Consider the following 23,863-nt stretch of genomic DNA (forward strand, 5'->3'; position numbering starts at 1 on the left):
ATTTTTGCAAATAGGGGAACCTATTTCGGTTCTGGTGATAGAAACAGGCTGTCTCGGCTTATTGGAAAGAGTGGAACGATTGGCAGTTTGCGATCATGTTCCGACTTTGGCACGCGACTTGCTTAGTGGGAAAAGTACAAACATTCAAACTATCGCAGTCAAAGGAGACTTGTTATGAACGTGGTAGCCAACGTATACCGGGGCGAGAAGGTGGAAAGCTCCCATCTCGGCCATATCGCTGTCGTGCATCCTGATGGAACCCTGCTTTACTCCTATGGCGATCCATTCCGACTCACGTACGCGAGGTCCAGCCTGAAGCCGCTGCAGGCGATTCCCATCGTGGAGACAGGCACAGCGGATCGTTTTCAGCTGGAGCCAGCCGATCTGTCACTCTGCTGTGCCTCCCACAGCGGCGAGCAGCGTCATCGCTCTCGTGCCATGGGCATACTGGAGCGCGCTGGCCAGCCGGAAGCCGTGCTGCAGTGCGGGACACATGTTCCGCGCGACGAGGAGAGCTACAAGCAGCTGATCCGCGAAGGAAAGCCGCTCACGCCCGTCTTCAGCAACTGCTCCGGCAAGCATTCCGGGATGATCGCCACCGCGACGCATATGGGAGAGGATGTCGCCACCTATCACTTGCCCGACCACCCGGTGCAGCAGCGAATTCTCGAGGTAGTGGAAGACATCGCGGGCTATCCCAAAGAAAAGATCTACATGGGAACAGACGGCTGTGGGGTGCCTGTGCACGAACTGCCTCTCGCCCATTTCGCCTGGGCATTCGCCAAACTGGCGAAGCCTGAAGTCGTTGCTAACCCTGACCGCCAGAAAGCCATTCAACGGATCACCGATGCCATGACCTCCCATCCTGAAATGGTAGGCGGAAACAACCGATACTGCACGGACCTGATGACCGCGTTCAAAGGAAGAATTGTCGGGAAGGCAGGCGCTGAATCCGTCTATTGCCTGGGCGATCGTCAAACGGGTCTGGGTGTCGCCGTGAAAATCGAGGATGGAGGCGCTCGGGCGATCAACCCTGTCGTAAATGAAGTGCTTCGTCAGCTCGGCATCGGAGTGGATGGGCCGCTCGAAGAACTCGGTGCTTACACCAACCCGCTAATCAAAAACATGAGCCAAGCGACGGTGGGACGCATCGAGACCGCGTTTGCACTCGAGTCTGTCAAGCAATCTCTGCGTGCATAAACGGCATCCATCTTTGGGGCTGTTTATCCATATACCATTCTTGTGGCAAAAAAGAGGGGGTCTTTCGCAATGAACAGGCAAAAAGGATGGAAGGTTCTCAGCACGGCAGCTCTTCTGGCTGTGCTGGCGGTCACCGGCTGCAGCCAATCGGCAGCACCGCCGCAGCAAGGCGAACAGGCGGGCAAAGCGCCAGGCGGGGCCGCACAAGATACGGGCGGACAAGCCGATGTGACGGCCAAGCTTCGATTGAATCTGAAGACGGAGCCGCCTTCGCTCGATCCGCCGAAAGGATTCGACAGCACTTCCAATGAGGTGCTGAATGCCACCATGGAGGGCTTGGTCCGACTGGACAAGGATCACAAGCCGCAGCCAGCAATGGCGGAGAAATGGACAGTCAGCGAAGATGGGAAAACGTACACCTTTACCTTGCGCGACAGCAAATGGTCCAATGGCGACCCGGTGACTGCCCAAGACTTCGAATATGCCTTCAAGCGTATTCTCGACCCGAAGAATGCGTTCCCGTCTGCTTTCCTGGCGTACTACATCGATGGCGGCGAAGCGTTCAACAAAGGGGAGGGCACAGCGGACGGCGTGAAAGTGAAAGCGCTGGACGACAAGACCTTCGAAGTCCACCTCAAAGCACCGGCTGCCTACTTCCTGCACATCATCACCCAGCCGACCTTCTTCCCTGTAAACAAGAAGGTAGTCGAGAGCAATCCGAAATGGGCGGAGAACGCATCCAGCCTCGTGACCAATGGTCCTTTCAAAATGGAGGATTGGGTGCATGATCAATCCGTGAAGGTAGCCAAAAATGACGGGTACTGGGACAAAGACGCTGTGAAGTTCGCGGGAATCGACTGGGTCATGGTCAACGATGAAAACACTCAGTATCAAATGTACAAGACTGGTCAGCTGGACATGGTACAGACCGTTCCGATCGATATGAAAAAGCAATTGATCGATTCGGGCGAGGCAAAGGTAGAGCCGGAAGCGTCGATCTACTACTACCGCATGAACACCACGATGCCGCCGTTTACCAACGCGAATGTGCGCAAGGCATTTGCACTGGCAATCGACCGCAAGACTTTGATCGAAAACGTCGTACAAGGCAAGCAGCCAGCCGCGCTCGCTCACGTGCCTCTCGGCTTCCCAGAGCCGGAGGGAGGAGACTTCCGCGAGAAGGGCGGAGACTTCTTCAAAGATAATGATGTCGAGCAAGCGAAAGCGCTGCTCAAAAAGGGAATGGAGGAAGAGGGCTGGACGACTCTGCCGCCAGTGACGATGACCTTCAATACGAGCGACACCCATAAAGCCATCGCTCAGGTGCTGCAGGAAATGTACAAGAAAAACCTCGGCGTCGATGTGAAGCTGGAAAACAAGGAATGGAACGTATTCCTGGCTGATCAGCGGGCGCGCAAGCTGCAATTCTCCCGTTCCACCATCCCTGCAGACTACGGCGATCCTGTGAATTACCTGGAGCTGTTCGTGACGGACCACCCGGGAAACCGCATCAATTACAGCAACAAGGACTATGATGCGCTCGTGGAAAAAATCCGCAATACGGCGAATGAGACAGAACGCTTCAAGCTGATGCACGATGCGGAGAAGATTTTCATGGATGACATGCCGCTGGTGCCGATTTATTTCGGAACTAAAGTGTACATGGATCAGTCTAATATTAAAGGAATCATCCGCCACCCTGTAGGGACTCTTGATTTCAAATGGGTGGAAATCGGGAAGAAGTAAGGTAGAAGGAAGACTAGGGCTGCCAGGTCACGGGCTCTGGTCTTCCCTTTCCCTTTCCATCAAAATCTTGCACTTTTCGGCGTGACGATCACCTAAGAAGAGTATGGAGCGAATGCTATGGAGAAAAAAACAGTCACGTTTGTAGCCAAAATGGATGAGTTTTTGCAATCCGTCGTCAGTCAGTGCCATGAGCTGGGAATCTCCGAGGACATCCACATCGAGGCCATTCGCGTCGATCAGCTGCCGTTTCGTCCGATTGCGCCAGGGTCGTTGGTCGTACTGTCGACCAAAAGCATCGTTGCCCAAGTAGAGTCGTACGTGCCTCCTGGATCCAAATTGATCGTTGCCAAGCGGATGCTGCCCTATCACAATCTTCGCGAGATGCTGGAAATTCCGAAAGGGGTCAAGGTGCTGCTGGTGAGCGATACAGCCGAGACTGCCCAGGAAAACGTAGAGCTATTGCGTGCATCCGGCATGGACTTCGAGGTGTATCCGTACTCGCCGGGCGCAGATTACCCGCCTGACGTCGAGATTGCAGTGACGCCAGGGGAAGCCGAGCATGTTCCTCCGCATATCCGCAAGGTGGTGGACATCGGCTTTCGCGTCATCGATTTGTCCACGCTGCTCGCGATCTACGCCCATTTCAACAGCGACAATTTTCAAAAGGTGACGGCAAGGGCCATGCAGTCCTTGATCTACATCACGAAGGAACTGAACAAGGAAATTCAGCATGCCCACCTGTTGAGCAAATATTTGGAAGCCATCGTCAACCGCATCGAGGACGCCGTCATCGCCTTCGATGAGAGCGGGATCGTCCGGTTTGTCAATCAAAAGGCAGTGGACTCACTCAATTTGCACGGCGTTCATGTAGCAGGAGAAAAGTCAGCGGACTGCCTGCCGCAGGATTTCTATGAAGCGATCCAGCAATGTGAGGAAAATGAGGATGTATTGGTAGATTGGGCGAACAAAACCTACTTTTTTCGCAAGATGCACATCGTGATGGAAGGAAGCTTTCTCGGCAGTTTGATCCTGTTTCGCAAAGCGGCTGATATTGAAAAGCTGGAGCACGACTATCGGATACGTCTTTACAGCAAAGGCCTCGTAGCCAAATACCAGTTTGACGACATCTACGGGGAAAGCGCCGCGTTTTCGCAGGTGATCCAGATTGCCAGAAAGATTGCGCGGAGCAACTCGACCGTCCTGCTGCTGGGAGAAACGGGGACGGGAAAGGAATTGCTCGCCCAGGCTATCCACAATGCTTCACCTCGCCGCAGGGAGCCTTTTGTCGGGGTGAACTTCGCTGCCATTTCCGAATCCCTCTTGGAGAGCGAACTGTTCGGATACGAGGAAGGAGCTTTTACCGGTGCTCGAAAAGGCGGACACATCGGCTGGTTCGAGCTGGCCCACAAGGGAACCATTTTCCTGGATGAGATCGGGGATGCCAGCGGCGCGATTCAGAACAGGCTCCTGCGCGTCCTCCAAGAGCGCCAGATCATGCGCGTCGGCGGCAGCAAGGTCATACCCACCGATATACGTGTCATCGCGGCGACGAACCAGGACTTGCAGCGAATGGTGCAGGAGGGAACCTTTCGTGCGGATCTGTACTACCGCCTGAACATTTTGCCGATCCATCTGCCTCCTCTGCGCAAGCGACGTGAGGACATCCCTTGGCTGGTCGACCATTTCGTGAAAAAGTACTCGTTTGATCTGCGGCGTCCTCCTTTCACGCTGTCAGCAGAAGCGATGAAAGCCCTGCTCGAGTACGATTGGCCAGGCAACATTCGCGAGCTGGAAAATGTCGTGGAGTATTTGGCGCACATCGTAGACGACGAGGCGTACGCCTGTCACCTTCCCTTTTTGCGCGAGGTCTCAGAGGCCCCGTTGACATCCGCCGTGATGGATCTGGAATGCGAAGCGGTGATCGCGGAATACGCCAAGCGTGGGTTTCTGGAGGAAATGACGGCGATCTTGCACGAGCTGAGTCAAGGTGGGCAAGGGCGGTACAATCTTGTGGAGCATTTGCAAGCAAAAGGCCTGCAGGTATCCTCGCAGCAGCTGCGATATCGACTGAAGCTGCTCCAGCAGGACGAGCTGATTCACGTCGGCAAAGGCAGGCAGGGCAGTCAGATTTCCTCCAAGGGAGAAGCATTGCTCGCCTTTTTGCAATCGTCGAAATCATGAGGAATGGAGGCTGAACATGAGGGATTACTGGAACCAACAGGTACAGCTGCGGCGAGATGGGTTCATGAACGATTTGCTCTCCTTTTTGTCTATCAACAGCATCGAGGACATGGGCACAGCTACCGAAGGAAAGCCGTTCGGAGAAGGAGTCGCCGCGGCGCTGGAATTCTTGCTTGCCCGCGGTGAGTCCGATGGCTTTCGCACGAGAAATGTGGACGGCTATGCAGGTGTCATTGAATACGGAGAGGGAGAAGAAGAGATCGGGGTGCTTGTACATGTCGATGTCGTCACAGTCGGTGAGGGCTGGACGACCCCTCCCTTTCAACCGGATATCCGAAACGGAAGGTTCTATGCCCGAGGTGCCATCGATGACAAAGGACCGGCGCTTGCTGCCTACTACGCCCTGAAGATGGTAAAGGACTCGGGGCTGCCGGTAAACAAAAAGGTGCGGCTGATCATCGGCACGGATGAAGAGAGCGGCTGGCTTTGCATGAAGCATTTTGCCGAGCATGACAAAGTCCCGCAAGTCGGGTTTTCTCCGGATTCGTCCTTTCCCATGACGTACGCCGAAAAAGGTCAGATCAATCCGACCTTGGCGCTGCCCGTCCAGGTGCCGTCCGCAGGAGATGCTCCCTATCAGCTGCTGTCTTTTCGATCCGGCGATCAGGGAAACAGCGTCCCTGACATGGCGACGGCTGTAGTGAGAGCGCAGCATATGCGGAGCACTGAAAGTCAACGGGAAGTTATGAGCGGCTGGGAGGAGTTTCTTTTGGCGCAAGCGGCAACCGGGCAGCTCGATGTTTCCGAAGCAGGAGATATAACCTTCGTTCTCCACGGAAAGCCTGCGCATGGAATGGTGCCCCAGCAAGGAGTCAATGCAGGTACACTGCTTGCCCGTTTCTTGCTTTCTATGTCGTTCGAAGCTTCTGATTATTCGTTCTTATCGCTGCTTGGCGAAGTGCTGCACGAGGATTACTACGGAGAACGCCTGCATATCGACTGTGAGGACGAGGTGTCAGGGAAGCTTTCAGTCAATGCAGGTATCCTGAGGTATGACCGTATGGAGGGAGGAAGCGTCCGTCTCAATATCCGATATCCCGCCACGGTGTCCTGTGAGGAGTACGTGGAAAAGCTGCGGAAAAGAGCGGATGAGCTCGGCTGGACGATTTCCAACCTGCGCACCTCCAAATCGCACTATGTGCCGAAAGACCGGCCCGTCATCCAGACGCTGTCACGCGTCTATGAGGAGCATACAGGCTTGCCGGCCCACCTGCTGTCATCGGGCGGGGCCACCTACGCCAAGATCATGAGCGAGGGAGTCGCGTTCGGCCCGCTCTTTCCAGGCAACGAATCCATGGCACATCTGACGGACGAATATGCCGACATCGACGACTTGCTGCGAGCGATGGCGATCTACGCGCACGCCATCTGCGAGCTTGCGAAATAAACAAGGAGGCGCTATCTGTGTCCAACTATCTGGTCAAACGCGTGCTGATGATGCTGGTCACCCTGTGGATCATCGTGACGCTGACATTTTCCCTGATGCATGCCATTCCCGGCAATCCGTTTGCCTCCGAGTCCGATCAGCTGCCGGAGCAAATTCTCGCCAATCTGCGAGCCAAGTACCATTTGGACGAGCCATTGCCTGTCCAGTATCTGCTGTATCTGAAAAACCTGGTCATGCTCGATCTCGGTCCCTCGATCAAATCCGATTCCCGCGGGGTCAATGACATGATTGCAGACGGTTTTGGCGCCTCCGCCTGGCTTGGGGCACAGGCGATCGTCATCGCGTTGGTTTTTGGCATCACGTTCGGGATCATCGCGGCTCTCAACCGCAACAAATCACTGGATTACATCGCCATGGCCCTTGCCGTGCTGGGGGTAGCCGTACCGAGCTTCATCATGGCACCGCTTTTGATCAATTTCTTTGCCATCAAGCTGACGATTTTCCCCGTCGCAACCTGGGGCACGTGGATGCATACCGTACTTCCCTCGCTGGCCCTCGCTTTTGGACCGGTCGCTGTCATCACCCGCTATATGCGCGCAAGCATGATTGAAGTGATGAATCAGAACTACATCCGAACGGCGGAGGCAAAAGGGATTCCTACCTTCCTCATCGTCATACGGCACGGTATCCGCAATGCGATTCTGCCAGTCGTCACTTTTTTGGGACCGCTGATCGCTTCTCTCATCACAGGGACGTTCGTCGTGGAAAAGATTTTTGCCATTCCCGGCATCGGTAAGTATTTCGTTGATGGCATTTTCAACCGGGACTATCCGGTCATTCTGGGGACGACGATTTTTTACAGCGCGATACTGATCGTCACGATCTTTTTGATCGATATCGCGTATACGCTGATTGACCCGCGGATCAAGTTGACCAACAAGGAGAGATAGACAGTGGCGATGGAACAAAGAATAGACCCGTTATTTCGCCCGTTGACCAAGAACGCGCAGGCCCAGGTCATTTCGAGGCCGAGTCTTTCATTTGGGCAGCAAGTCATCCGAAAGCTGGTTAAAAACAAGCTGGCGATGCTGGGACTGGTCATCATCGTTGCACTGGTGGCGATGGCCATCATCGGGCCCAACCTAGTGCCATACAGCTATTCGGATCAGAGCCTTTTGACGAAAAATCAGGAGCTCTCCTCTGAGCATTGGTTTGGTACGGACGAGCTCGGTCGCGATATGTTCGCGCGCACCTGGTACGGGGCACGCATTTCGTTGACGATTGGAGTGGTTGCTGCCCTCATCGACTTGATCATCGGTGTCGCGGTAGGTGGCATCGCAGGCTATATGGCTGGACGCGGCAAGCGCGGAGAGCGGATCGACACTATCATCATGCGGGTGATCGAGATTTTGTACGGCTTGCCGTATCTGCTTGTCGTGATCCTGCTCATGGTCGTGATGGAGCCGGGGCTATTGACGATCATCATCGCGCTTTCCGCGACAGGCTGGGTCGGCATGGCGAGGCTCGTGCGCGGGCAGATCCTGCAGCTGAAAAATCAGGAGTTCATCCTGGCTGCGCAAGTCCTGGGTGCCAAATTTTCGCGCATTTTGCTGAAGCATTTGATCCCGAATACATTCGGTGTCATCATCGTGAATCTGACCTTTACCATTCCCTCCGCTATTTTTGCAGAATCGTTCCTGAGCTTTTTGGGGCTTGGCGTTCAAGCTCCGGTTGCGAGCTGGGGGACGATGACAAACGACGGATTGGGCGTCATCTTGACCGGAGATTGGTGGCGGCTGTTCTTCCCGGCACTGATGATCTCGCTGACGATGTTCGCCTTCAACGTTTTCGGGGACGGCTTGCAGGACGCGCTCGATCCACGTCTGCGCGATTAGGAATGGGGGGCCTTTGTGATGACCAAGCATTTGCTGGAGATTGAGGATTTGAAAGTCAATTTTAAAACATATGGCGGCGAAGTGCAGGCGGTTCGCGGCGTCTCGTTCCATGTCGATAAAGGCGAGACGGTCGCGATCGTAGGGGAGAGCGGCTGCGGCAAAAGCGTGACCGCACAAGCGATCATGGGGCTGATCCCGAATCCGCCAGGGAAGATCGTCGGCGGAAAGGTCGTTTTTGAAGGGAGGGAAATCAGCCAGCTGCCGAAAAACGAGCTGCTCGCGATTCGCGGCACCGAAATCGGCATGGTGTTCCAGGACCCGATGACGGCACTGAATCCGACGATGAAGGTGGGGACCCAGATTGTAGAAGGGTTTGTCCGCAGTCAAAAGGTAACGCGCGAGGAGGCACGGAAGCGGGCCATCGAAATGCTGCGACTCGTCGGCATTCCCGATCCGGAGCAGCGAGTCGACCAATATCCGCACCAGTTCAGCGGCGGTATGCGCCAGCGGGTCGTCATCGCCATCGCGCTCGCCTGCCAGCCCAAGCTCGTGATCGCCGATGAGCCGACCACCGCACTCGATGTGACGATCCAGGCGCAAATTCTGGATTTGCTGAGACGTCTGCAGGAGGAGCAAGAGCTGTCCGTCGTCATCATCACGCATGACTTGGGTGTCGTGGCAGAAATTGCGCATCGCATGGTGGTCATGTACGCGGGCATCGTGGTGGAGACAGGCTCGGTCGAAGATGTATTTGCCAATCCGCGTCATCCATACACGTGGGGATTGATGCGATCGCTGCCTCGCCTGGATGAAGGGGAGAAGCAGCGGTTGGTCCCGATTGACGGCACGCCGCCAGACCTGTTCCATCCTCCAAAAGGGTGTCCCTTTGCGGCTCGCTGCGAATTCGCGATGGAAATCTGCGATCGGCAAATGCCGGCGGCGACCGAGTTTGGTGGAGATCACAGAGCGGCTTGCTGGCTGCATGATTCACGCGCACCACGCATCGACGAGCTGGTTGCAGCAGGGAGGCAAGGAGTATGACAGACGCATTGCTTGAAGTTCGCGATTTGAAAAAGTACTTTTCCACCGGCGGGGATTTTGAGCTGAAAGCTGTAGATGGGGTTTCCTTCACCATTCAAAGGGGGGAGACGCTGGGGCTGGTGGGAGAGAGCGGCTGCGGCAAGTCGACCCTCGGGCGCACGATCATCCGCCTCTATGAAAATACCGGCGGTGAAGTGATTTTCAAAGGAAAGAACGTACATCAGCTGCGCGGCAAGGACGCAGGGCAGTTCAACCGGGACGTCCAGATGATCTTTCAGGATCCGCAGGCCAGCCTGAATCCGCGCATGACCGTAGAAGACATCATCGCAGAGGGGCTGGACATCCATGGGCTTTCCAAAGGCATGCGCCGGGAGCGGGTAGCCGAGCTTTTATCACTCGTCGGCTTGCACAAGGATCATGCGCAGCGGTTCCCCCATGAATTCAGCGGCGGGCAGCGTCAGCGAATCGGAATCGCCAGGGCTCTCGCGGTAGAGCCCGAATTCATCATCGCGGACGAGCCCATTTCCGCGCTCGACGTTTCCATCCAGGCGCAGGTCGTCAATTTGCTTGAAGATCTGCAGCGGGACAAAGGGTTGACGTATTTGTTCATCGCCCATGATCTGTCGATGGTAAAACATATCTCCAACCGGATCGGCGTCATGTATTTGGGGAAAATGGTCGAGCTCGCTGCCAGCCATGCTTTGTACGCGAGACCGCTTCATCCTTATACGAAAGCGCTGCTCTCCTCCGTTCCGGTGCCTGACCCCACCATGAAGCGGGAGCGCATCGTTTTGCAAGGAGATCTGCCGAGTCCGGCCAACAAGCCGAGCGGATGCGGGTTTCGGACGAGATGTCCTGCTGCGATGGAGCGATGCGCACAGGTGGAGCCGATTTGGAAGGAAGCGGAAGCGGGCCACTGGGTGGCTTGTCATTTATTCGAGGACTAACAGATCAATAGGGAAAAGAGACGTTCGCATCAGAACGTCTCTTTGTGTTTTCGTTTTTGATTTTAGGAAACTCTCACCCTTCACGACGCTATTCCCCGCATCGAAAAGGCAGCAAAGATGTGAGAGCGGCAGCTTCTTTACGCGTAATAGAAGCAGGTGAGGACAAGGGAAAACAAGATCATGCCGAAACCGGATACGAGGAATAGAGACGTTCCGGTACGCAGGATCGCCTCTTTTTTTCGCTGAAAGGAAGGGTCGTCAGCCGAATAAAGATCACTGTCCAGGACGCGTGGCTTGCGGAAAAAAAGTTCCTTCAATTGCTGGAGGCCTCGCGCGAACGCGGTGAAGAACCCGGATCGGATGACGAGAGCGATGCAGCCGAAGATCACGAAAAAGAGCCCGAAAAGAAAGCTCTGGTTAATGAGTGGAAGCAAGGCCGATGTCTGGGCGATGAGCCCTAGCGCGACGCTGCTTGCCATGACCAACGCGAGAAGAGAGTACGTCCATTTTTTCAAGGTAAGTGCACGTCCTTTACTTCGATGTGAATGTGGAAAAAAATCGCTCCGCTTCCCGCAAAAATGCCAAGATGGATGGCGAGCATTCGTGGAGGGAACGGACGACGAGCCCGATCTGCCGATAGACAGGGGGCGAAAGCTCTATCGCTTTTACTTGGGGAAGTGTTGGTGGCAGCGTGAGCGTGGGAACGACGGTCACGCCGATTCCGGCTTCCACCATTGCGAGAATGGTCGCGTTGTCCACGACTTCGTATTTAATCTGCGGCTTCAGCTGTCTTCTACCGAATTCCTGATGGAGCAGGAGCTCACAGCCAGCCATAGGCATGATAAAGGGCTCTTGTGCGAGCTGCTCGAAGGTGACAGTCCCTTCCTTTGCCAGGGGATGCTGCGCAGACACGACAGCCGTAAGTGGATCTTGCATCAGTGTCATCCCATCCAACCCTTCCTCCGGGAGGACATGGAATCCAACGTCGATTACTCCGGTGCGTATCCACTCTTTGATTTCCGGATACGTTCCCTCAAAAAGGCGCGTTTCCAAGTGAGGATGCAGGCTGCCCAGCTCTCGAATGAGCGGAAGCACCAAATGCTCGGTGGCACTCGGGAAAGAGCCGATGCGAATGGTCGTATGGAGCAGGCCAGAAGATTGGGAGGCAATCTCTTTGATTCGGGACGAATGCGCCAAGATCACCCGTGCCGAGGAGACGATTTCTTCGCCGGCTGCCGTAAGCGTAACGCCAGTGCGATTTCGTACAAACAGGGAGATGCCCAGCTCTTTCTCCAAGGAACCGATGGTATGACTCACTCCGGATTGACTCAGGCCGATCTCCTCCCCAGCCCGCGTAAAGTTGCCGATATTCGCAACAGCTACCAGTACCTCCATTTGAAACAAGGTCATGCCTCTCGTCCTTTCATGAAGGAAATATCATGCCTAGCATGGGAAACTCTCATTTTACACAGAATCGCGGGAGAATTATGATAATGACCAAGGAAGCAGACGCGATTCATTCAAAGGAGAGAGCGAAATGAAATTGGTGAATGTTTATCACGTGGACGCCTTTACAAAGGACCCCTTCGCCGGGAATCCCGCTGGCGTGGTTCCGGATGCTGATACTTTGACTGTACAGCAAATGCAGCAGATTGCCAACGAGCTGAACCTGCCAGAGTCGGCCTTTTTGATGCAGAGTGATCATCCAGAGGCTGATTATCGCATCCGTTATTTTACCCCTACCACGGAGATCAACTTTTGCGGGCATGCCACAGTCGGGTCATCCTGGCTTCTCGCGACGGAGCGCGGATGGCTGGAAAAGGGCCGCCCCATCGTTTTCGAGACAAATGTCGGACTCATTCCAGTCGCGCTGGAAGTGGAAGCAGGGAAGCTGCAAAAGGTGACGATGACACAGATCAGCCCCTCTGTGCGGGAGATAGACTTGAATCAGGAGGAGGTCGCGCGAATGGTCGGGATTCGACCGGAAGACCTGGATGATCGCTATCCGATGAAACTGGCTTCGACGGGTGGCTTGCATCTGCTGGTGCCTGTCCGGACGAGGGAGGCGATTGATCGGGCCATTCCGGTCTTGTCAGAATTGGGGGCTTTGAACAAAGAGCACGGCATCACCACGACTCATCTGTTTACGTGGGATGCGCCAGAAGGATATGACGTGTACACCCGTGATTTTGCCCCGGCGATCGGGATACCTGAGGATCCGGTCACAGGTGCAGCCAATGGAGCTTTGTCAGGCTATTTTGCCCTCGAAGGCTTTTTGGGAGAAGGAGAAATCCACCAGCTAGTAATCGGCCAGGGTCATGCGATGGGTCGACCAGGAACACTGACTGTTACTGTCGAGACAGCAGGAGCTGATCCCGTCATTCATGTCGGAGGTGCCGCGCATATCACCATCGCGGGTCAGCTCCGTCTTAGAGAGGACCTGTGAAATAGGAGCAGCCCCCGTCAAGTCCGCTTCAGCCGGATTGACGGGGCTTTTACATTTGGGTGGTGATTGGGGAGTGGTTCAATACGGCTGCCAGCGCAGCTTGCGTGCCTGTGCAAAGCGCTCCTCCACATAGGGCCAATGAACGATGTTCCACCAGGCCTCCACGTATTTATCCCGCTCGTTTTGGTACTGGAGAAAATAAGAATGCTCCCAGACGTCTAGGGCGAGAAGGGGATGGTATCCCATTGCGAAAGATTTTGATGTTTTTCAGCCGTCAGGATCTCCAGATGCTGCGCGCGCGGGGCCCAGACCAGGATCGCCCAGCCAGGTCCCTCCACTTTGATGGCCGCCTGCGTGAAATGCTTTTTAAACGCATCAAAGGAGCCGAAGTAGCGTTTGATCGCTTCAGCGAGATCTCCGCTCGGCTCACCGCCGCCATTTGGGCTCATGGAAGGCCAGAAGATCGTATGCAGGTAGTGACCGGCTCCGTTGAAGGCAAGCTCCCGCTCCCAATGACGAACCAGATCAAAATTTCCATTTGCGCGGGCTTCTGCCAGCTTCACCTCGGCCGTATTCAGATCATCGACGTACTTTTTGTGCAGCTTATCGTGATGGATGCGCATGGTATCGGCATCGATGTATGGCTCCAACGCTTGATAGTCATAAGGAAGCGGGGGAAGGGTATGGCGTCCAGCATTGACTGGGCGTGCGACGGGTACCGGCTCGCGCTGGGCGGGGTACGAGACAGGGGTTACGACTGTCTCAGCCGCGTCCTGTTCATTCAGCTGTACGAGTCGCAGGAAACGGTGAAACTGCTCCTGGACTTCTTCAGCTTTGGCAACCATTTGGGGAAGCTCTTCTAACTCGCTGCTTGTGTTCAATCGTTTCGCTTTTCTGCCCAGCTGCGTGAAAGTTTCCTCGAATTTGTGCAAATGGCGTTCCAACTCGCGGTTCAATTTCTTGTGGCTCCTCAAATGCTTTATCCATTGGCGTCCCCATTGGCTCCAATCTTGAAGCTGTCTCGTTTGCTCTTCCAATGAACATTCCTCCTGCCATAGGCGATTCTCTCTCCCAAGGTATGAAAAACGCCCAGAGAAGGTGCGGCATTCGCGGAGTACAAGAAATTTAAACCCCGCATATGGTAGTAGCACACATGTCAGAGTGGTATGCTGTACTATATTCATCACAACAGGGGAGACACAACTGCATGAGTAGAGAGCGAGCGATAGCCGTCATTGATTCAGGAGTAGGAGGATTAACCGTAGCCAAGGAAGTCATGCGTCAGCTGCCAGGGGAACGGATTCTATATGTAGGTGACAATGCACGTTGTCCGTACGGCTCCAAATCGCCGGAGGACATTCGTGCCTACAGTTTTCAAATGATTGATTTTGTGATGAACACCCCGCTTAAGGCGTTGGTCATCGCTTGCAACACCGCGACAGCGGTCGTTTTGGAGGAAGCAAAAGCAAATCTGCCGCTCCCTGTCATCGGGGTCATTGATCCCGGGGCGCGTGCGGCTGTCCAAGCGACCAAGAGCGGTCATATCGGGGTCATCGGTACTGAAACGACGATCCGTACAAAAGCTTATGAGCGCGCATTGCTGCGAGTTGGGCAAGATCTTACCGTGACGGGCATGGCCTGTCCCGCTTTTGTGCCACTGGTGGAGAACCATATGGCCGACTCGGATGAAGCGCGGCGTGCGGTGAGAGAGACGCTGGCTCCGCTTGTGGGGCAAGAGCTGGACACATTGATTCTCGGATGCACGCACTACCCGCTGCTGGCGCCCATCATCCAAGAAGTGATGGGGGATCAGGTCACCTTGATCAACTCCGCAGAGGAAACAGCGCGAGAGCTTTCCCAGCAGATCGCGGCGATTGGGGAAAATGCGCAGACTGCTTCCTCGATCAGCGCACCTTCGCACTTGTTCGTGACGAGTGGTGAGACAGACCGCTTCCGCTCGATTGCGGAAGAATGGCTGGGGTGCCATGTGCATGTCATGCATCACACCTTGGAAAAGTCTTTTCAATCGTAATTGCCGACTTTCAACGCATAAACCCAAGCCCTGCTCGTATACATGGTAGTACAAAGTGTCTGGAGGAGGGCTGGGAAATGAAGATACGAAGCATTGGCCAAGCGACAGCTGTTCTAGGAGTCAGCGCCTTGCTGCTGTCGGGCTGCGGTCTCTTTGGCCCGGAAAAGGAAGCGACGAGTATTGATGCTCCGCCGCAGTCGCAGGTGGCGGTTGAATTGCCCGACGCGACTGCGCCTGCTGATAGCTCTGCGCAAGGAACAGAGACTGCCGTCAAAGGAACCGCGGAGCGAACCGTTTATCTTTTGGATGCAAACGGGTACGTGGTGCCCGTGTCATTGACGCTTCCCAAAGAGGAAGGGGTCGCCAAGCAGATCCTGAGCTACATGGTCAAGGGAGGTCCTGTAGAGAGCTTGCTGCAGGGAGGCTTTACCGCCGTTCTGCCTCAAGGGACGGAAGTAAAAGGCATCGTGATCAAGAACGGAGTGGCTACGATCGACTTCTCCAAAGAGTTTAAAGGGTATGAGGAGAAGGACGAAAAACGGATTCTGGACGCCGTGACTCGAGCTATGACCGAATTTAGCAATGTGAAGACGGTTCAGATCTGGGTAAACGGCACCCCGCTGACTGAGATGCCGGCGGCAAGCACGCCAATCACTCAGCTCGATCGCGGCCATGGCGTCAACCTCGAGCTGGCGGATGGCGCAGTGCCAGGCAACACGTCTTCCGTCACCGTTTTCTTCCAGGGGCAGCTCGATGACTCGCGCACGTATTTTGTGCCCGTCACCCGTCTGGTCCCTGCCACGGCAGACATAGCGAAGGCGACTGTCGAAGAGCTGATCAAAGGACCGAAAGAAGGCTCCCAGCTGTTCAGTTCCTTGCTTCGCACGACCCGTGTCCTGGATGTGAAGCAGGAAAAGGATCTGCTCACCGTTAACTTGAGCAGCGACATTCTCAAGTATGACGATGGCAAGGAGGCAAGCCCGGAAGCATTGGAGTCTCTCGTCCTGTCCTTGACGGAGAGCACGGGCATTCCGAAAGTGCAGCTGCTGGTAGAAGGGAAACCGCTCTCCAATGCAGACTACACCAAGCCGGTGAGCCGTCCTGTCCAGCTCAATCCGATGCAGTTTTAATCCAATTCAGGTGCACGAACACGCTCGATTTTCCGGGCGTGTTTTTTGCGCGGACAGGGAGGCTCTCCACAAAGACCAGCCCCCTGCCAACATCGAACTTGCCGATCGCAACCTTTTTTCAGGCAGAGGAATACAGCCGTCCATGATTCATGCGAATATTTGCAATTGATGCAAATAGCCAGTAGGCGTTTGATCAGTGGCAGACCAAATCCTGCCTCTGGTATAATGAGCGAAGTGTACCAAAGCGATTTAGGAGGAACTTGGAATGAGAGTGGATGGCCGCGCCCATGACCAATTGCGCCCGATTACCATTACGCGCAATTACATTAAACACGCAGAAGGATCTTGCCTGATTGAAGTAGGAGACACAAAGGTGATTTGCACGGCTACCTTGGAGGAGAGGGTACCGCCGTTTATGCGTGGTGGCGGGAAGGGATGGATCACAGCCGAGTACTCCATGCTCCCGCGTGCGACAGCTACGCGAAATGCACGGGAGTCGTCCAAAGGAAAAGTAGGCGGACGTACGATGGAGATCCAGCGCCTGATCGGACGCGCTCTGCGTTCCGTTGTTCATTTGGAAGCAATGGGTGAGAGAACGATTTGGATCGATTGCGACGTGATTCAAGCAGATGGCGGCACGAGAACCGCTTCTATTACCGGGGCATTCGTGGCGATGGTCGACGCGATGCAAAAGCTCGTGGCTAGCGGTGCGTGGAAACAGCTTCCCCTCCACGATTTCCTGGCAGCTACTTCGGTAGGAGTCATCGGGGAAGAGACGCTGCTGGACTTGAATTATAAAGAAGACTCGACCGCCACTGTCGATATGAACGTGGTGATGACTGGCAAAGGCAAATTTGTCGAGCTCCAGGGAACAGGAGAGGATGCGCCATTTACCGCAGATCAGCTGCAGGACATGATCGCGCTCGCCAAATCCGGGATCAATCAGCTGATTGCCGGCCAAAAACAAGCATTGGCAGATGTGCCGTTGACGTTTGCCGACAACGTAGCGGAGGAGAGCCATGTCTGATCGCAAACAGGTGGTTTTGGCCACGCGCAACCAGGGGAAAGTGAAGGAGTTTAACAAGCTCTTTGCCGAATTGGGCTGGGAAGGAATCAGTCTGGAGGGTTTTGACGGTGTTCCTGAAGTGGTGGAGGACGGAGATACGTTTGAAGCCAATGCCGTTAAAAAAGCAGTTACCATTTCTACATACTTAGGGTTGCCGGCAGTGGGAGACGATTCGGGTCTGGAAGTTGACGCTCTGCACGGCAGCCCAGGCGTATACTCCGCCCGTTATGCGGGCGAGAATGCGACCGACGAAGCAAACTGGCGTAAGCTCTTAGGAGAGATGGATTCCGTGCCGGATGAAGAACGTACCGCGCGTTTTCGCTGCACACTGGCGTTTGTGGAGCCAGGTCAAGACCCAGTCATTGCGACTGGAGCATGCGAGGGAGTCATCGCACGCGAGCCCGCGGGCACAAACGGCTTTGGCTACGATCCCGTCTTTTACTTGCCGCAGATGGGGAAAATGATGGCGCAGCTTTCGCCGGATGAGAAGAATCAAATCAGCCACAGAGCACGTGCCATGCGTCAATTGCTGGATGCGTTGAAATAGTGGTTTTGGCTCCATCACGATTCGCAAAAGAGAGAACAGGAGAGTGAGGGCAGCATGGGGATTCTGGTCATAAGCGATACCCACGGTCTGGTGAGGGAAGTTCAGAGGGTGACTGACAGGCATGCGGTGGAGAAAATGTTGCACTGTGGCGATTTTTGTGTCGATCACAATCGGGATCCCTTTTCCCGCATGACCCTCGTGCGAGGCAACTGCGACACGGCCAATGAAGTGCCGACCGAACAGGAGACGAAATGGCGCGACCTCCATATCCTGCAGACCCACGGGCATCTGTACGGCGTGAAAAGCACGCTTTTGCGCCTTCACTACCGCGCGGAGGAGACGGGCGCGAATGTCGTGATCTTTGGACACTCCCATGTTCCCGCATGCGGAGTGGTTCGGGACATTCTGTTCCTCAATCCGGGCAGCCTGCAATTGCCGCGAGGCTTTGAAGTGCCCACTTACGCCATCATCGAACAGACAGGAGTGACGCAGAGTACGGTTCTCCTATCCGTTTCTTACTATGATCACCACGGGAATCCCGTCCGAAGTCTGGGAGGAAATTACTCCGTTAGACGTTGAATGAGAGGCTTGTTGAAAATGAAAAGATTTGTGCTATACTAGAATGGTTATAATGGCTAGAATATTATCGTCTGAGCCCGAATCAAGATTGCACGATCGGGCAGACGGTGTTCTTTGATCCAATCTAGGAGGGGAAGTTTACGTGGCAGCAAATTGGGAAAAGGTAGAGAATAACCAGGGAGTCCTGACGGTTGAAGTAGATGCTTCGCAAGTAGACGCAGCATTGGACCAAGCGTTCAAAAAAGTAGTACAAAAAGTTCAGGTTCCTGGATTCCGCAAAGGGAAAGTTCCGCGCAAAATGTTTGAAGCGCGTTTTGGTGTAGAATCTTTGTATCAAGATGCACTCGACATTCTGCTTCCTACTGCATACGGACAAGCTGTGAAAGAAGCTGGCATCGAGCCGGTTGACCGTCCAGAAGTTGACGTAGCGCAAATGGAGCAAGGGAAAACCCTGATCTTCAAAGCGACTGTAACCGTGAAACCAGAAGTGAAGCTCGGCGATTACAAAAACCTGAGCATCGAAGAGAAAGATTTCTCCGTAACCGAAGAGAGCCTCGACGCAGAGCTGAAACGCATGCAAGAGCGCCACGCTGAACTGGTTGCAGTAGAAGAAGGCGCTGCACAAAACGGCGACCTGGCAGTCATCGACTTCGAAGGCTTCCAAGACGGTGTTGCTTTTGAAGGCGGAAAAGCTGAAGACTACTCTCTGGAGCTGGGTTCCGGTACTTTCATCGCTGGCTTTGAAGAGCAAGTAGTCGGCATGAACGTAGGCGAAGAGAAAGACATCACCGTAACATTCCCAGAAGAATACCACTCTCCGAACCTCGCAGGTAAAGAAGCGGTATTCAAAGTGAAGCTCAGCAGCCTGAAGCGCAAAAACCTGCCAGCTTTGGACGATGAGTTCGCTAAAGACGTGAGCGAGTTCGACACGCTGGAAGAGCTGAAAGCAGACACCAAGAAAAAGCTCGAAGAAAAAACCGCGCAAGAAAAAGATCAATATGTTCGTGAACAGCTGGTTCTGAAAGCAGCTGAAAACGCTGAGATCGATCTGCCGGCTGTCATGGTTGAGCATGAGCTGGATCAAATGGTAAGCGAGTTCGGCCAACGCCTCCAATACCAAGGAATGACACTGGAGCTGTACTTCCAGTTCTCCGGTATGGATGAAAGCCAACTGCGTGACCAACTGCGTGCAGATGCAACATCCCGTGTACGTACGTCCCTGACGCTCGAAGCAATCGGAAAAGCAGAAAACATCGAAGCTACGGAAGAAGATGTAAACGAAGAGCTGAACAAGCTGGCTGGCGTATATGGCCGCCCTGCTGACGAGCTGCGCAAAATCTTCTCCGCACAAGATGGCATGGCTGCACTGTACCGCGACGTGCAAACTCGCAAAACAGTAGATTTCCTGGTTGCAGAAAGCAAAGTAAGTGCATAAGCTTAGGAAGAACGAATGATGGACCAGTGGTCGGGCTATCCTGAACGTGACAGAATCGATATGCGCTCGCGCTTATTGATTCTGGAGCGCATGTAAACCTTCCGCTCAATCGCGGTCGCTCATTCCTGAATTGACCCCGATAGAGGTTTACTTACTGCTATCATTGAAGATGACAAGGCACGATTCTCTCGTGCCTTGTTTTTCCACCAATGGATATTTTCAAAAGTCCTTCTCACTGCAAGTCGAGGTCGCATAGTCGCGAATCGTCCTCAAAATGAGGTTCTTTTCGGCAAAGGAGGAGCATACATATGTTGATCCCTATGGTCATCGAGCAAACGAGCAGAGGCGAACGCTCCTATGATATCTACTCGCGCCTCTTGAAAGACCGGATTATCCTTTTGGGCACAGAGATTGATGATGAAGTCGCCAATCTGATCGTCGCCCAACTGCTGTTTTTGCAGGCAGAAGATCCGGACAAAGACATATCGCTATACATAAACTCTCCAGGCGGTTCCGTAACCGCAGGCATGGCTATTTACGACACGATGCAGTACATCAAGCCAGATGTTTCCACCATTTGCGTGGGAATGGCTGCGAGCATGGGGGCTTTCCTCTTGGCGGCGGGTGCAAAAGGCAAGCGTTTTGCCTTGCCAAACAGTGAAGTCATGATTCACCAACCGCTCGGTGGTGTGCGCGGGCAGGCGGAGGACATCCGGATCCATGCCGACTGGATTCTGAAAACCAAGCGCCAGCTGAATGAAATTTTGTCGGAGCGGACGGGTCAGCCTATTGAACGAGTAGAGGCGGATACAGATCGCGATAATTTCATGAGTGCAGAAGACGCAAAGGCCTATGGCTTGATTGACGCTATTATTGAACGCAAAAACTGACCCGTTGTGAGGTGAAGCGCATGTTTAAGTTTAACGACGACAAAGGCCAACTGAAGTGCTCCTTCTGCGGCAAGTCCCAGGAACAGGTGCGCAAGCTGGTAGCTGGTCCTGGTGTATACATTTGTGATGAGTGTATCGAGCTGTGCAATGAAATTGTGCAGGAAGAGCTGGGCACTGAAGAAGAAATCGATATGAAAGAAATCCCGAAACCGGTGGAGATCCGCAAAATCCTGGACGACTATGTCATCGGACAGGATCTGGCGAAAAAATCCCTGTCTGTAGCGGTGTACAACCACTACAAACGGATTAACTCCGGTGCCAAGATCGAGGATGTGGAACTGCAAAAATCCAACATCATGCTGATCGGGCCTACTGGTAGCGGGAAAACCTTGCTCGCGCAAACGCTGGCTCGTATTTTGAATGTACCGTTTGCGATCGCGGATGCTACTTCTTTGACGGAAGCTGGCTACGTGGGCGAAGACGTGGAAAATATTTTGCTGAAGCTGATTCAGGCAGCTGATTACGATGTGGAGAAAGCCGAAAAAGGCATCATTTACATCGACGAGATCGACAAAGTGGCCCGTAAATCGGAAAACCCATCGATCACGCGTGATGTTTCCGGAGAAGGCGTACAGCAAGCTCTGCTGAAAATCTTGGAAGGTACCGTTGCGAGCGTTCCACCTCAAGGAGGCCGCAAGCATCCACATCAGGAGTTCATCCAGATCGATACCTCCAATATCCTGTTCATTTGCGGTGGTGCATTTGACGGGGTAGAGCAAATCATCAAGCGCCGTTTGGGCAAAAAAGTCATCGGTTTCGGCGCTGACTTCGGTGAAGGAGTCAAAGGAGACCTGAAGGCGGGCGAGTATCTGAAATACGTACTGCCAGAAGACCTCTTGAAATTCGGCCTCATTCCGGAGTTCGTGGGTCGTCTGCCGGTACTGGCTACATTGGAGCCGCTGGATGAAGAGACGCTCGTACGCATCTTGACCGAGCCGAAAAACTCCCTGGTGAAGCAGTACCAAAAACTGCTGAGCCTCGATGGAGTAGAGCTTGAGTTTGATGCAGGTGCTCTCCTGCAGATTGCCAAGGAAGCGATCAAGCGCAACACCGGCGCGCGCGGACTGCGTGCGATCATCGAGCAAATCATGCTCGACATGATGTATGAGCTTCCGTCTCGTGAAGATGTCGGCAAGTGCGTCATCACCGAAGAAACGGTTCGTGATAAAGTAAAGCCGCAGCTCATGAACAAAGAAGGCAATGAGGTTCGCGGAGAAACTGCATAAGTATTTTCTGGTAAATGGACCGCTCCGAGCAATCGGTGCGGTCTTTTTGTCTTTTCCAGAGCCTCTCGCCGAGCCATCGTTTGGTTTACGTCTACGATTGCGGGGCAATACTACAAGATATAGTTCAAGAGACGCTTTTACATAGGTGCAATGGGAGGGATTCAAATGGACTATACGACATTGGTCATTGCCGTCATCGAGGTAGTCGTTGGGATCGTAATTGGGACCTACTTTTGGAACTTGCTGAGAGCGCAGCGGAATACCAAGACATCTACGGAAAAGGAATCGAGAAAGGACCTGGATTCGATTCGCCGGATGAGAATGGTCGCACTGACTGAGCCTTTATCAGAAAAGACAAGACCGGCCAAATTGGAGGAAATCGTGGGGCAGGAGGATGGACTCAGAGCATTGCGAGCAGCGCTGTGCGGTCCCAATCCGCAGCACGTGATCGTATACGGACCGCCGGGAGTAGGGAAAACCGCAGCAGCGAGGGTCGTGCTGGAGGAAGCCAAGAAGAACCAACTGTCCCCGTTTTCATCTGATGCCAAGTTCATCGAGATCGATGCCACGATTGCCCGGTTTGACGAACGCGGAATAGCGGATCCGTTGATTGGCTCCGTTCATGACCCGATTTACCAAGGGGCGGGCTCGCTGGGACAGGCAGGAATTCCTCAGCCAAAGCCAGGCGCGGTTACCAAAGCGCATGGGGGCATGCTGTTTCTCGATGAAATCGGTGAGCTTCATCCTGTACAGATGAACAAGCTCTTGAAAGTGCTGGAAGATCGCAAAGTCATGCTGGAGAGCGCTTATTACAGCGAGGAAAACACTCAAATCCCATCGCATATTCATGATGTGTTCAAGTACGGACTTCCTGCTGATTTCCGCTTGGTAGGTGCGACGACGAGACTGCCGGAGGAGCTGCCGGCTGCGTTGCGCTCGCGCTGTCTGGAAATCTTCTTCCGCCCTTTGAAGCCGGGAGAAATCGGCAGCATTGTAAGGACGGCCGTAGGAAAGATGGATCTGGCGATTGACGATGCGGCGGTGTCTGTGATCGAACGCTATGCGACCAATGGTCGGGAAGCGATCAATACATTGCAAATCGCGGCAGGACTCGCTCTGACCGAGGAACGTAATAATATCATAGCTGCGGATGTAGAATGGGTCATGCACAGCAGTCAAAAGTCGCCCCGCCCTGAAAAGCAGGTGCATGAGACGCCGCAGGTCGGCTTGGTAAACGGACTTGCTGTGTACGGTCCCAACATGGGCAGTGTCATGGAGCTGGAGGTCACGGCTTCACCGGCTATGGTGCCCGGTCAAGGGAGAATGGCGGTTACGGGCATGGCAGAGGAAGAAGAAATGGGCAGCCGCAGCAGGACCATTCGACGGAAATCCATGGCCAAAGGGTCGGTGGAAAATGTGTTGACCGTGCTTCATCGGATGGGCGTGCGTCCCTATGATTACGATCTGCATATTAATTTTCCTGGCGGGATTCCCGTTGACGGTCCATCTGCCGGGATCACGATTGCGACAGCGATTTACTCGGCGATCCGTGGGATTCCGGTCGACAATCAGTTGGCGATGACGGGTGAAGTGAGCATTCACGGGAAAGTAAAGCCAGTGGGTGGCGTTGTGGCCAAAGTGGAAGCGGCTAAACAAGCGGGAGCGACGCGTGTGCTTATTCCGGAGGAGAACTGGCAAAGCATTTTTGCCGAGATGCACGGAATCGAAATCATCCCGGTAGCCACGGTTGCTCAGGTGATTCATCTGGCAGTGCCAGAGCAGGTTCAACCTGAGGCTGAGACAGCAGGCTTCACTCTTCAATTGCCTGCGGAGGATCTGGCATCTTCGCCATTTTCCTTGTAACACTCGGGAGCGCATGCAAATTAGACATCGGTTTGCGTTTGCGCTACAATGGAAAAAAGCTTCTGCTTGCAAAGAGGTTTGGGCCATGCCCGCTTTGCTTTTGGGGGCGCCGTGCAGGAGCGAAAACGGCTG

The 23,863-nt window shown here is 54.1% G+C and carries 20 protein-coding genes and 1 pseudogene; 18 read left to right on the plus strand and 3 right to left on the minus strand.

All coding sequences use genetic code 11. The annotated features are described in order from the left end of the window. Positions 1 to 174 precede the first annotated feature (174 nt). From JNE38_RS09575 to JNE38_RS09610, 8 genes are all read left to right on the plus strand, one after another. Entirely contained in the window at positions 175 to 1,200 is a 1,026-nt protein-coding gene (locus JNE38_RS09575; RefSeq protein WP_203356343.1) for an asparaginase, read from the plus strand. 69 nt (positions 1,201 to 1,269) lie between these two features. After that, entirely contained in the window at positions 1,270 to 2,946 is a 1,677-nt protein-coding gene (locus JNE38_RS09580; RefSeq protein WP_203356344.1) for a peptide ABC transporter substrate-binding protein, read from the plus strand. A 117-nt stretch (positions 2,947 to 3,063) separates the two neighbouring features. Further along, positions 3,064 to 5,127 carry a sigma-54 interaction domain-containing protein gene (locus JNE38_RS09585; RefSeq protein WP_203356345.1) on the plus strand — a complete coding sequence of 688 codons (2,064 nt, stop codon included), beginning with the start codon at positions 3,064 to 3,066 and terminating at the stop codon, positions 5,125 to 5,127. Between the two features lie 16 nt (positions 5,128 to 5,143). Further along, positions 5,144 to 6,574 (plus strand): dipeptidase PepV, encoded by a 1,431-nt coding sequence (pepV, locus tag JNE38_RS09590; RefSeq protein WP_203356346.1) that lies wholly within the window; start codon positions 5,144 to 5,146, stop codon positions 6,572 to 6,574. 17 nt (positions 6,575 to 6,591) lie between these two features. Then, complete coding sequence (locus tag JNE38_RS09595) at positions 6,592 to 7,524, plus strand: ABC transporter permease (protein WP_203356347.1); 933 nt, start codon at positions 6,592 to 6,594, stop codon at positions 7,522 to 7,524. A gap of 9 nt (positions 7,525 to 7,533) precedes the next feature. Further along, on the plus strand, positions 7,534 to 8,469 hold the full coding sequence (locus JNE38_RS09600) for an ABC transporter permease (protein ID WP_203357485.1): 936 nt from the start codon (positions 7,534 to 7,536) through the stop codon (positions 8,467 to 8,469). 18 nt (positions 8,470 to 8,487) lie between these two features. Further along, positions 8,488 to 9,510 carry an ABC transporter ATP-binding protein gene (locus tag JNE38_RS09605; protein ID WP_203356348.1) on the plus strand — a complete coding sequence of 341 codons (1,023 nt, stop codon included), beginning with the start codon at positions 8,488 to 8,490 and terminating at the stop codon, positions 9,508 to 9,510. Next, positions 9,507 to 10,457 carry an ABC transporter ATP-binding protein gene (locus tag JNE38_RS09610; RefSeq protein ID WP_203356349.1) on the plus strand — a complete coding sequence of 317 codons (951 nt, stop codon included), beginning with the start codon at positions 9,507 to 9,509 and terminating at the stop codon, positions 10,455 to 10,457. The genes JNE38_RS09605 and JNE38_RS09610 overlap by 4 nt, the downstream gene beginning before the upstream one ends. Positions 10,458 to 10,594: 137 nt before the next feature. Here the strand turns inward: JNE38_RS09610 and JNE38_RS09615 are convergent, their stop codons facing one another. After that, positions 10,595 to 10,972: a DUF3899 domain-containing protein gene (locus tag JNE38_RS09615; protein WP_203356350.1), complete on the minus strand. Its 378-nt coding sequence runs from the start codon at positions 10,970 to 10,972 to the stop codon at positions 10,595 to 10,597. Between the two features lie 16 nt (positions 10,973 to 10,988). After that, on the minus strand, positions 10,989 to 11,867 hold the full coding sequence (locus tag JNE38_RS09620; protein ID WP_203356351.1) for a LysR family transcriptional regulator: 879 nt from the start codon (positions 11,865 to 11,867) through the stop codon (positions 10,989 to 10,991). Between the two features lie 127 nt (positions 11,868 to 11,994). On the opposite strand from JNE38_RS09620, the gene JNE38_RS09625 reads away from it, so the two are divergent. After that, positions 11,995 to 12,903: a PhzF family phenazine biosynthesis protein gene (locus JNE38_RS09625; RefSeq protein ID WP_203356352.1), complete on the plus strand. Its 909-nt coding sequence runs from the start codon at positions 11,995 to 11,997 to the stop codon at positions 12,901 to 12,903. Positions 12,904 to 12,981: 78 nt separating this feature from the next. Here the strand turns inward: JNE38_RS09625 and JNE38_RS09630 are convergent. Further along, positions 12,982 to 13,940, minus strand: a pseudogene (locus JNE38_RS09630) (superoxide dismutase). 170 nt (positions 13,941 to 14,110) lie between these two features. Here JNE38_RS09630 and racE point away from each other — a divergent pair. From racE to lonB, 9 genes are all read left to right on the plus strand, one after another. Next, the gene (gene racE, locus JNE38_RS09635; RefSeq protein WP_203356353.1) at positions 14,111 to 14,935 is read left to right on the plus strand and encodes a glutamate racemase; all 825 of its coding nucleotides are present in this window, start codon (positions 14,111 to 14,113) and stop codon (positions 14,933 to 14,935) included. 77 nt (positions 14,936 to 15,012) lie between these two features. Continuing rightward, positions 15,013 to 16,065: a GerMN domain-containing protein gene (locus JNE38_RS09640; protein ID WP_203356354.1), complete on the plus strand. Its 1,053-nt coding sequence runs from the start codon at positions 15,013 to 15,015 to the stop codon at positions 16,063 to 16,065. Between the two features lie 265 nt (positions 16,066 to 16,330). Continuing rightward, positions 16,331 to 17,092 (plus strand): ribonuclease PH, encoded by a 762-nt coding sequence (gene rph, locus JNE38_RS09645; RefSeq protein ID WP_203356355.1) that lies wholly within the window; start codon positions 16,331 to 16,333, stop codon positions 17,090 to 17,092. Then, the gene (locus JNE38_RS09650) at positions 17,085 to 17,678 is read left to right on the plus strand and encodes an XTP/dITP diphosphatase (protein WP_203356356.1); all 594 of its coding nucleotides are present in this window, start codon (positions 17,085 to 17,087) and stop codon (positions 17,676 to 17,678) included. The genes rph and JNE38_RS09650 overlap by 8 nt, the downstream gene beginning before the upstream one ends. A 54-nt stretch (positions 17,679 to 17,732) precedes the next feature. Then, positions 17,733 to 18,257 carry a YfcE family phosphodiesterase gene (locus JNE38_RS09655; RefSeq protein WP_203356357.1) on the plus strand — a complete coding sequence of 175 codons (525 nt, stop codon included), beginning with the start codon at positions 17,733 to 17,735 and terminating at the stop codon, positions 18,255 to 18,257. Between the two features lie 142 nt (positions 18,258 to 18,399). Further along, positions 18,400 to 19,692, plus strand: coding sequence for a trigger factor (gene tig, locus JNE38_RS09660; RefSeq protein ID WP_203356358.1), 1,293 nt, complete (start codon positions 18,400 to 18,402; stop codon positions 19,690 to 19,692). 308 nt (positions 19,693 to 20,000) lie between these two features. Then, positions 20,001 to 20,582, plus strand: a complete 582-nt coding sequence (gene clpP, locus JNE38_RS09665) for an ATP-dependent Clp endopeptidase proteolytic subunit ClpP (RefSeq protein ID WP_092273954.1) — start codon at positions 20,001 to 20,003, stop codon at positions 20,580 to 20,582. Positions 20,583 to 20,602: 20 nt separating this feature from the next. Continuing rightward, a complete protein-coding gene (clpX, locus tag JNE38_RS09670; RefSeq protein WP_203356359.1) occupies positions 20,603 to 21,868 on the plus strand; it encodes an ATP-dependent protease ATP-binding subunit ClpX in 1,266 nt (421 codons plus the stop codon). 165 nt (positions 21,869 to 22,033) lie between these two features. Continuing rightward, positions 22,034 to 23,731, plus strand: a complete 1,698-nt coding sequence (gene lonB, locus JNE38_RS09675; protein WP_203356360.1) for an ATP-dependent protease LonB — start codon at positions 22,034 to 22,036, stop codon at positions 23,729 to 23,731. Positions 23,732 to 23,863: the final 132 nt, after the last annotated feature.

The sequence above is a fragment of the Brevibacillus choshinensis genome (assembly GCF_016811915.1).
Lineage (GTDB): Bacteria > Bacillota > Bacilli > Brevibacillales > Brevibacillaceae > Brevibacillus > Brevibacillus choshinensis_A.